This is a genomic window from Pseudomonas sp. P7548, from assembly GCF_013386585.1.
In the GTDB taxonomy this organism is placed as follows: domain Bacteria; phylum Pseudomonadota; class Gammaproteobacteria; order Pseudomonadales; family Pseudomonadaceae; genus Aquipseudomonas.
Map to the genome: position 1 here is coordinate 24,574 of NZ_JACARO010000026.1, position 6,523 is coordinate 31,096.

The 6,523-nt window shown below is 50.5% G+C and carries 5 protein-coding genes; 2 read left to right on the plus strand and 3 right to left on the minus strand.

From position 1 onward, the window contains the following. The first annotated feature begins 12 nt into the window (after positions 1 to 12). A complete protein-coding gene (locus HX803_RS12680; RefSeq protein ID WP_016976858.1) occupies positions 13 to 972 on the plus strand; it encodes a LysR family transcriptional regulator in 960 nt (319 codons plus the stop codon). A gap of 266 nt (positions 973 to 1,238) precedes the next feature. Here HX803_RS12680 and HX803_RS12685 read toward each other — a convergent pair whose 3' ends face one another. Continuing rightward, the gene (locus tag HX803_RS12685; RefSeq protein ID WP_050572425.1) at positions 1,239 to 2,645 is read right to left on the minus strand and encodes a PLP-dependent aminotransferase family protein; all 1,407 of its coding nucleotides are present in this window, start codon (positions 2,643 to 2,645) and stop codon (positions 1,239 to 1,241) included. A gap of 185 nt (positions 2,646 to 2,830) precedes the next feature. Here HX803_RS12685 and HX803_RS12690 point away from each other — a divergent pair, with 185 nt between their 5' ends. Continuing rightward, positions 2,831 to 3,895 carry a hypothetical protein gene (locus HX803_RS12690; RefSeq protein WP_050572424.1) on the plus strand — a complete coding sequence of 355 codons (1,065 nt, stop codon included), beginning with the start codon at positions 2,831 to 2,833 and terminating at the stop codon, positions 3,893 to 3,895. A gap of 291 nt (positions 3,896 to 4,186) precedes the next feature. Here the strand turns inward: HX803_RS12690 and HX803_RS12695 are convergent, their stop codons facing one another. Together HX803_RS12695 and HX803_RS12700 are read right to left on the minus strand one after the other, a co-directional pair. Next, positions 4,187 to 4,528 carry a Dabb family protein gene (locus tag HX803_RS12695; protein WP_178920953.1) on the minus strand — a complete coding sequence of 114 codons (342 nt, stop codon included), beginning with the start codon at positions 4,526 to 4,528 and terminating at the stop codon, positions 4,187 to 4,189. Positions 4,529 to 4,575: 47 nt separating this feature from the next. Further along, complete coding sequence (locus HX803_RS12700; protein WP_080642384.1) at positions 4,576 to 5,418, minus strand: dioxygenase; 843 nt, start codon at positions 5,416 to 5,418, stop codon at positions 4,576 to 4,578. Positions 5,419 to 6,523 lie beyond the last annotated feature (1,105 nt).

A 6,523-nucleotide genomic window follows, 5' to 3' on the forward strand; every position in this document is an offset into this window, starting at 1 on the left:
ATGAGGAGGGTTATGGAAACTTCACCTATATCGACGATCACCTTAAGCCGCAAATTGAAGTTTCACCAACTGATGATATTTGAGTTGGTGCTGGAATCAGGATCATTCGTGCGGGCTGCAAATGCAATGAGTCTTACGCAACCGGCCATAACAAAAGCTATATACGATCTTGAGTTGTTTTTTGGCAGCCCGTTGTTTGAGCGGTCTAATAGAGGAGTAACACCCACCGAGTTCGGTGTTATGCTGGGACGGCGAGTCAAGTCATTGATTGCCGAGACGCGTTATATGACTGAGGAGGTCAACGCATTCAGGACCGGTGAAGCAGGGCATGTGATTGTCGGAACGCTAATATCGGCCTCTGCTAAGTTATTACCTCGGGCAATCGTGGCATTGCGCAAAGCCACTCCTGGCGTGTTGATCACGGTTCGCGAAGGAACAACGGCGCAAATGTTTCCGGCGCTGGCGACAGGAGATCTAGATATCGTCGTAGGACGCCTCCCTGAGCAGGAATTGCCTCTATCCCATGCGTTCCCGCTCAAACACGAAGTTTTGTTCCATGAATCTTTTTGTGCGGTGGTCGGATGCGACCACCCACTGGCTGACAGCAAAGGTTTGAGCATCGCTGACTTGATGACTGAAGAGTGGATCTTCCCACTTCAGGAATCACCCTCCTACAATGCCGTCGAAAAATTTTTTCGTGATTCGAAACTGGGTCTGCCTCCGCATCATGTCAATTCTCTATCTATTCTGACCAACATAGGCTTGCTGTTGGAAACTGATATGATTGCGTTGATGCCTCGAGCAGCAGCACTACAATTCGTCAAGGCTGGATTGATAGTCGTCCTCGACTTAACAAAGAGTGCTAATTTTGGTGAGGTGGGGTTCTCAATTCGCGCCGATAAAGATGTTAATCCCGCTTGCAAAAACTTCATAAAATGCCTTCGCGAAACCGCCAAGAGTATATTCGAATAAAATCTCTACACGCATTCGTTCACCGTATGGTTACGCGAAGAAACGAGCAGGCTGCCTTCATTCAAAACCGCTGATGCGGTCGATGATCAGATTTAGAGACAGAGAGGTTGATGCCAACTTGATTTTTGGTGCTCTACTCACGTTAAACGCTGTGTTTTCAGTGCGATTGTGGCCGATTCTCGGGCTACAAATCCGGTCCACAAGATCCCTTGATAAAATTCCCAAAAGGTAGTTTTAGGGGAGGGGCGTCTACTGGAACAATTTAGTCAGTTTTCTATCGTTTGGCCAAGCTTTGTGGCCAAGAATAAGGCTTGCTCCCTGTCTTTCACGTTGGTGAAACCTAACAGCAAGCCCGACTCAGATGGCGCGTCTAAGTACCAGTTAGTGAGCGCGTGAACACTCAATCCAGCGCTTTTTGCTTTAGCGATTATGGCACGATCATCCTTGCCTTCAGCCAGACGTGTCACCAAGTGCATCCCTCCGACTTGATGGTCGATCGATAGGCGTGAGCCAAGGACGCTGGTCAACGCATCCACGAGCAAGCCTCGTCGAGTTGAATAAAGGTCGCGCATTTTCTTCAAATGACGTGCGAAGTGGCCTTCATTGATGAAGTTGGCTGTGGTGACCTGCCATAGCTGAGGGCAATGACTATGCATGGTGTCCGCGATCTGAGCGAATCGGGAAACAAGATTTTCTGGTACCACTAGGTAGGCGAGACGCAGACTCGGCAACAGCACTTTACTGAAGGTGCCGCAATACAAGACTCGATCGTAGGTATCCAGGCTTTTTAAGGCTGGTAGGGGGCGGCCTAGATAGCGGTATTCGCTGTCATAGTCATCTTCGATAATCCAGCTTTGTTGGTGGTGGGCCCAAGCCAGTAGACTTTGCCGGCGAGGCATCGACATTGGAACACACAACGGACTTTGGTGGGTCGGGGTTACTACTGCAAAACGGGCGTCGCTGCCTCGTTGTATACCTGACTGAACAATCATCCCTTCATTATCGACGGGAACCGAAACAAGGTTTGCTCCAGCTTCGCGCAGGAAATGGTGGGTCGCAAAGTAACCGGGGTCTTCGACCCAGCAGCTATCTCCACTGTGTAGCAGGCTTCTACAGATCAAATCGAGGCAAGCTCGGTAGCCCGCGACAATGAAAACCTGTCCAGGTGAACAGCTAATTCCGCGCGAAACACCCAGATAACCCGCGACTGCGTTGCGCAAAGAAACATGTCCTCTCGCATCAGGGTAAATCAAACCGTCGATGGGAGAGTGGCGCAGAGCACGGTAAGCCAGTCGGTTCCATAACTTGGTCGGAAAGGCATCCAGCGCCGGCAATCCCATCTGCAGCGGCTGCGGAGTCTCTCCCGTATGTATCAAGGACTGCTGGGGAGCTTCCGATTTTATCGGGAGAGGCTTAAGTGGAGCGGATTTGATTTGTGGAGAGACAACTGTCCCGGCAGGCCCGCGTGTCACCAGATAGCCCTCACTTATCAATAATTGATACGCAGCCTCGACTGTCCCCTGAGCCAGATGGAGTTCAGAGGCTAACGCCCGAATGGAGGGCACACGATCACCAGGCTTGAGGCGACCTTCCTTAATTGAATCACGAAAGCGCAGGTAGATCTGCCGAAACAGCGGTAGCCCATCACCCTCATGGTGCACTTTTTTATTCATTGGAATGTCCCAGTCAATTTGATCATTTTTGACTCTATAAAATTTGCCTTTGGTAGGGTAATGTTACACAAATTTATTGCCATCACGACGGTTTATTGTATAAGTCGCTAGGAAGGCCATTTCCCAAAAGCTTACATGCATACGACTTGCAGAGCATTTATGTTCTTCGGTCCCTGGAGAATAAGATGCTCTATAACCCAAGAATGGATCGCTTAATGGTGAGCAGCGGTTCTGTACGACCCCTTGATGCCAAGGTGACGATATGGATATCGGCAATGAGTGCTGCACTCTATCCTTGGATCCTAGAGGCATTCCATTGGGCAGTAACACTTGCTGGTGGCATAAATGGGTCTTTGTCAGCAGGTCATATCGTCGTCGCCGCTTTGTTGTTGATTGCAGCATTTGCTGTGCCTCTGATTTGTCTGATCATGGCGGGTCGTGTAATTCATGCTGCGCCTAGGGAAAGCACCCGCGCCCGACGATTTGCGTTGCTGGCAGTTGCCGTTCCTACGCTATATGTGTTCTTTGGCGTGCTTACTTACATGGCTGGTAGCACGATTCCAGATACCTGGGTATGGTCGCCGGCCTGGTTGCTGCTGGGGGCGTGGGCAACGAGAGAAGGCGATTCCAGCATGCTTTCTCAAGCACATCCGTCCTCACGTCTGCGTGTAGCTCACGGTATCAGTGGCTCAATAACTGCACTCTACGTTCTATTTCATATCATTAATCATTTGTTTGGGCTTATAAGCCCTCAAGCGCATGCAGCAGTGATGGATATAGGCCGTACCGTCTATAGAGCTGCAGCTATCGAACCGCTGTTGGTGACGGTCATGCTGTTCCAGATTATCAGCGGCCTACGACTAGCGTGGACTTGGACAGAAACAACAGCTGACCGTTATCGGGTTTTTCAGGTGGCATCAGGTGTGTTTATGTCAGTGTTTATTCTCGGTCACATGAATTCTGTGTTCATCTTTGCGCGTACTTTTCTCGACATTCCCACCGACTGGGCTTTCGCCGCAGGACTGCCCGCCGGCTTGATACACGACGCTTGGAACATCCGTCTCTTGCCCCACTACGCACTTGGTGTGTTTTTTGTGTTGACTCACCTGTTTTCAGGGTTACGCGTGGTGCTGCTCGCGCATGAGGTAAGTCAATCGAATGCAAATCGGATTTGGTGGCTGGGAGCAGGGATAAGCTCGCTGATTTCGGTGGCAATTATGTGCGGCATGACTGGACTTAGACTGATCTGAGTGACCATATTTTTTACAAAGCGGACCAATAGTGAGGCTGCTGGTTTGTTCTGATGCTAAAAACTAAAGGGGCCGTAACAGCTAGCTTCGGTCCCTCCCAAAGATGATAGGATGAACTATTCGTGTGTCACGGGTGTTCGCAACACATCACGTCGCTGTCTACTCTTCTGCTCCGTGCACAGACATCAAATCCACTTGGAGTCCATCCTGGTTTTTGCAAGCAAGTGAGTCTGTGTCCGAACAGAACGCGTTGTGCACAGGGTTCAAAAGTGAAGTTCACACTTCTAACTCCTAGCCACCCTCAACCGCCGCTCGATCTGACACCGCCTGTCCACCGGGCAAATAGTCCACTTGGTGACGAGTTGTCCGCACGCCTTCCAATTGTTGGCGAACGCTCAGATGTGCCGGATGGGAAGAGCATCCCTCCAGCGCTTCGTGACTATCGAACCCACTGTAGAGCACAACGTCGCAGGCATACTCGATCTGGCTGATCTCGATGCCAACCTCGATAGTCTTCATGCCAGGAATGTTGCCCGCTAGACCTTCGACCAGGTTTTTTACCCGAAGGCTATTCGCGAGCTTCTCAGCAGAGCTGGCACCCTTTATATTCCACATAACAATGTGTTTGATCATATAGTAAACCTATTAAGCATAGAGCGGACTCGCGCGATAGAGCGCCGTTACTCACCCACTGATGTGGTAGATTGCAGAATGAAATCCCAGTTGATATGGAGGAATGGCGCTTTCAGGCCACGGCACTTTGCCATATCCGCATCGCTTAGCCTGTCGATAGTGGCAATCAGGGCGGGCCTAACTCCGAGCACGGTGTCTTCGCGCAGATAAGGGCAATCCGGAGCAAAGATGTGCGTGGTGACCAGTTCGTATCCAAGCACCGTGACGATAAAGTGAATATGCGCTGCCCAATGAGGATGCCGTCCAATCCGGCCTAGAAGCTTGCCGACCGGACCGTCGCTGGGAATAGGATAATGACGCGGTTTGGATGTGCGAAATGCATAGTGTCCGTCAGCCTCAGAAACGAATACACCACGCAGAACCAAGTCGGACTGTATCCCGCGCTGTTGCAAGTCATAGAAACCGTCTTCGTTGGTTTGCCAGATATCGAGCGTCGCGCCCACGATAGGCCGACCTTCAGTGTCCTTTACGTACCCGCTAACCAGTAAAGGTTCGTCTTTCTCATCCAGGCAGATGTTGCTGTTGTTGGGATAGTGCGGTGCTCCGGGCAAGTAGAACGGCCCCAATACGGTGTTAAAGGTCGGCGGTTGACGTCCTGTCGAGTGAGGACGATCGTTGATGACTTCCGCCAGCATGCTCGCATCCAGCACGTCGGACAGCAGAATGAACTCCTGGCGCCGGTCGTTATACATGTGCCCTACATCAGTGAGAAACTCGATGGCCGCGTGCCATTCCGCATACGTGGGCTCGATTTCCTTGATGGCAGCATGGAAGTGCTTCACGATAACGCCCATCACCTGGCGAGTGCACGGGTCGCCGAAATCGCTCATACGTGCGTTAACGACTTCCACCTAACTGGTTTCGGTGAAGAGGTTGTTGAGATCGATGTCGTCAGGTTGCGGCAGTGCACTTTCGAGTTCTCCGTCGTTTTTGTGAGCGATATATGGTTACTGGCATTAAGCTCAGCGTTCATAGGTGTCTCCTGCCGGTAAACCCGCCAAGGTATCAAAGGAACCGAACGATAAGTTCTTAGCTGTCTGCAAATGATCGACAGACCAGCAACCAGCCGTCTTCTACGTCACCCTCATCCAGGACTGAGTGTCCAAGCGATTGACTCGGCCTGATTCCAGTCGACATGTACACGAAGCACATTCGAGCCAGGGGTATTTGCCGCGTGGCGCCAGAACAGTGATGACGGAGTGTGCCTGCCCGGCATGGTGACCGTTTCCGGAACCACTACCGGTAGCGACAAACACTTGGGCACCTGTATCAAGCCAACGTCAACTGGACGCCTATCTCCAATATCACGGTCGGTCTCGACTATCTGTTCTATGACATCGGTTCGGCGAACAAGAATGCCGGAGGCAGTAACTCGCAAATCGTGGTGTTGCGTACCTCGTTTCGTTATTGAAAAGAGGCCATTCAAGCATAAAGTATGACTGGATAAAGCATAAGTCGGCAAAGCGGCTTTTGCTTTGTCCATAACCGTCTGTTGGTCACACATTGCTGACCTTTTGTGAACTTATTAAGCATTTTCAACATCTGGCTGGCGAGCTTCCGACTCCAAGCATAGAACCTTTCATCATTTCTGCGGTACGTGCTATCCAATGCCGGCATTCGATGCTACGAGCGATAGCACCGGTGGAAGCTTGTCCAAAACCCAAGAGCGCTCCGCCATTGATCATCAAAGTCAAAATTATGATTATCCATAGCTTGTCAGCTTTCATAACAGCATCTCGTAGTAATGATAATCCAGCTACCCGTTACGGTTACTGTGTTTAATGCCGACCAGTTAAACAATTGAAGAATGGGGTCTCTGTAATGAGGCCCCATTGAGGACAAAAACTAAGTCATCTTTAGTGATAGTTAATTTTAGACGACCGCCACTTAACAAAACTTAGACTACTGTTACGCTAGGAAAATCAATATCAGTGT

Excerpts from the sequence above, each read along its gene's own strand:
- HX803_RS12680 (WP_016976858.1), top strand. The coding sequence starts at position 13 with ATGGAAACTTCACCTATATCGACGATCACCTTAAGCCGCAAATTGAAG.
- HX803_RS12685 (WP_050572425.1), bottom strand. The coding sequence starts at position 2,645 with ATGAATAAAAAAGTGCACCATGAGGGTGATGGGCTACCGCTGTTTCGG.
- HX803_RS12690 (WP_050572424.1), top strand. The coding sequence starts at position 2,831 with ATGCTCTATAACCCAAGAATGGATCGCTTAATGGTGAGCAGCGGTTCT.
- HX803_RS12695 (WP_178920953.1), bottom strand. The coding sequence starts at position 4,528 with ATGATCAAACACATTGTTATGTGGAATATAAAGGGTGCCAGCTCTGCT.
- HX803_RS12700 (WP_080642384.1), bottom strand. The coding sequence starts at position 5,418 with ATGAGCGATTTCGGCGACCCGTGCACTCGCCAGGTGATGGGCGTTATC.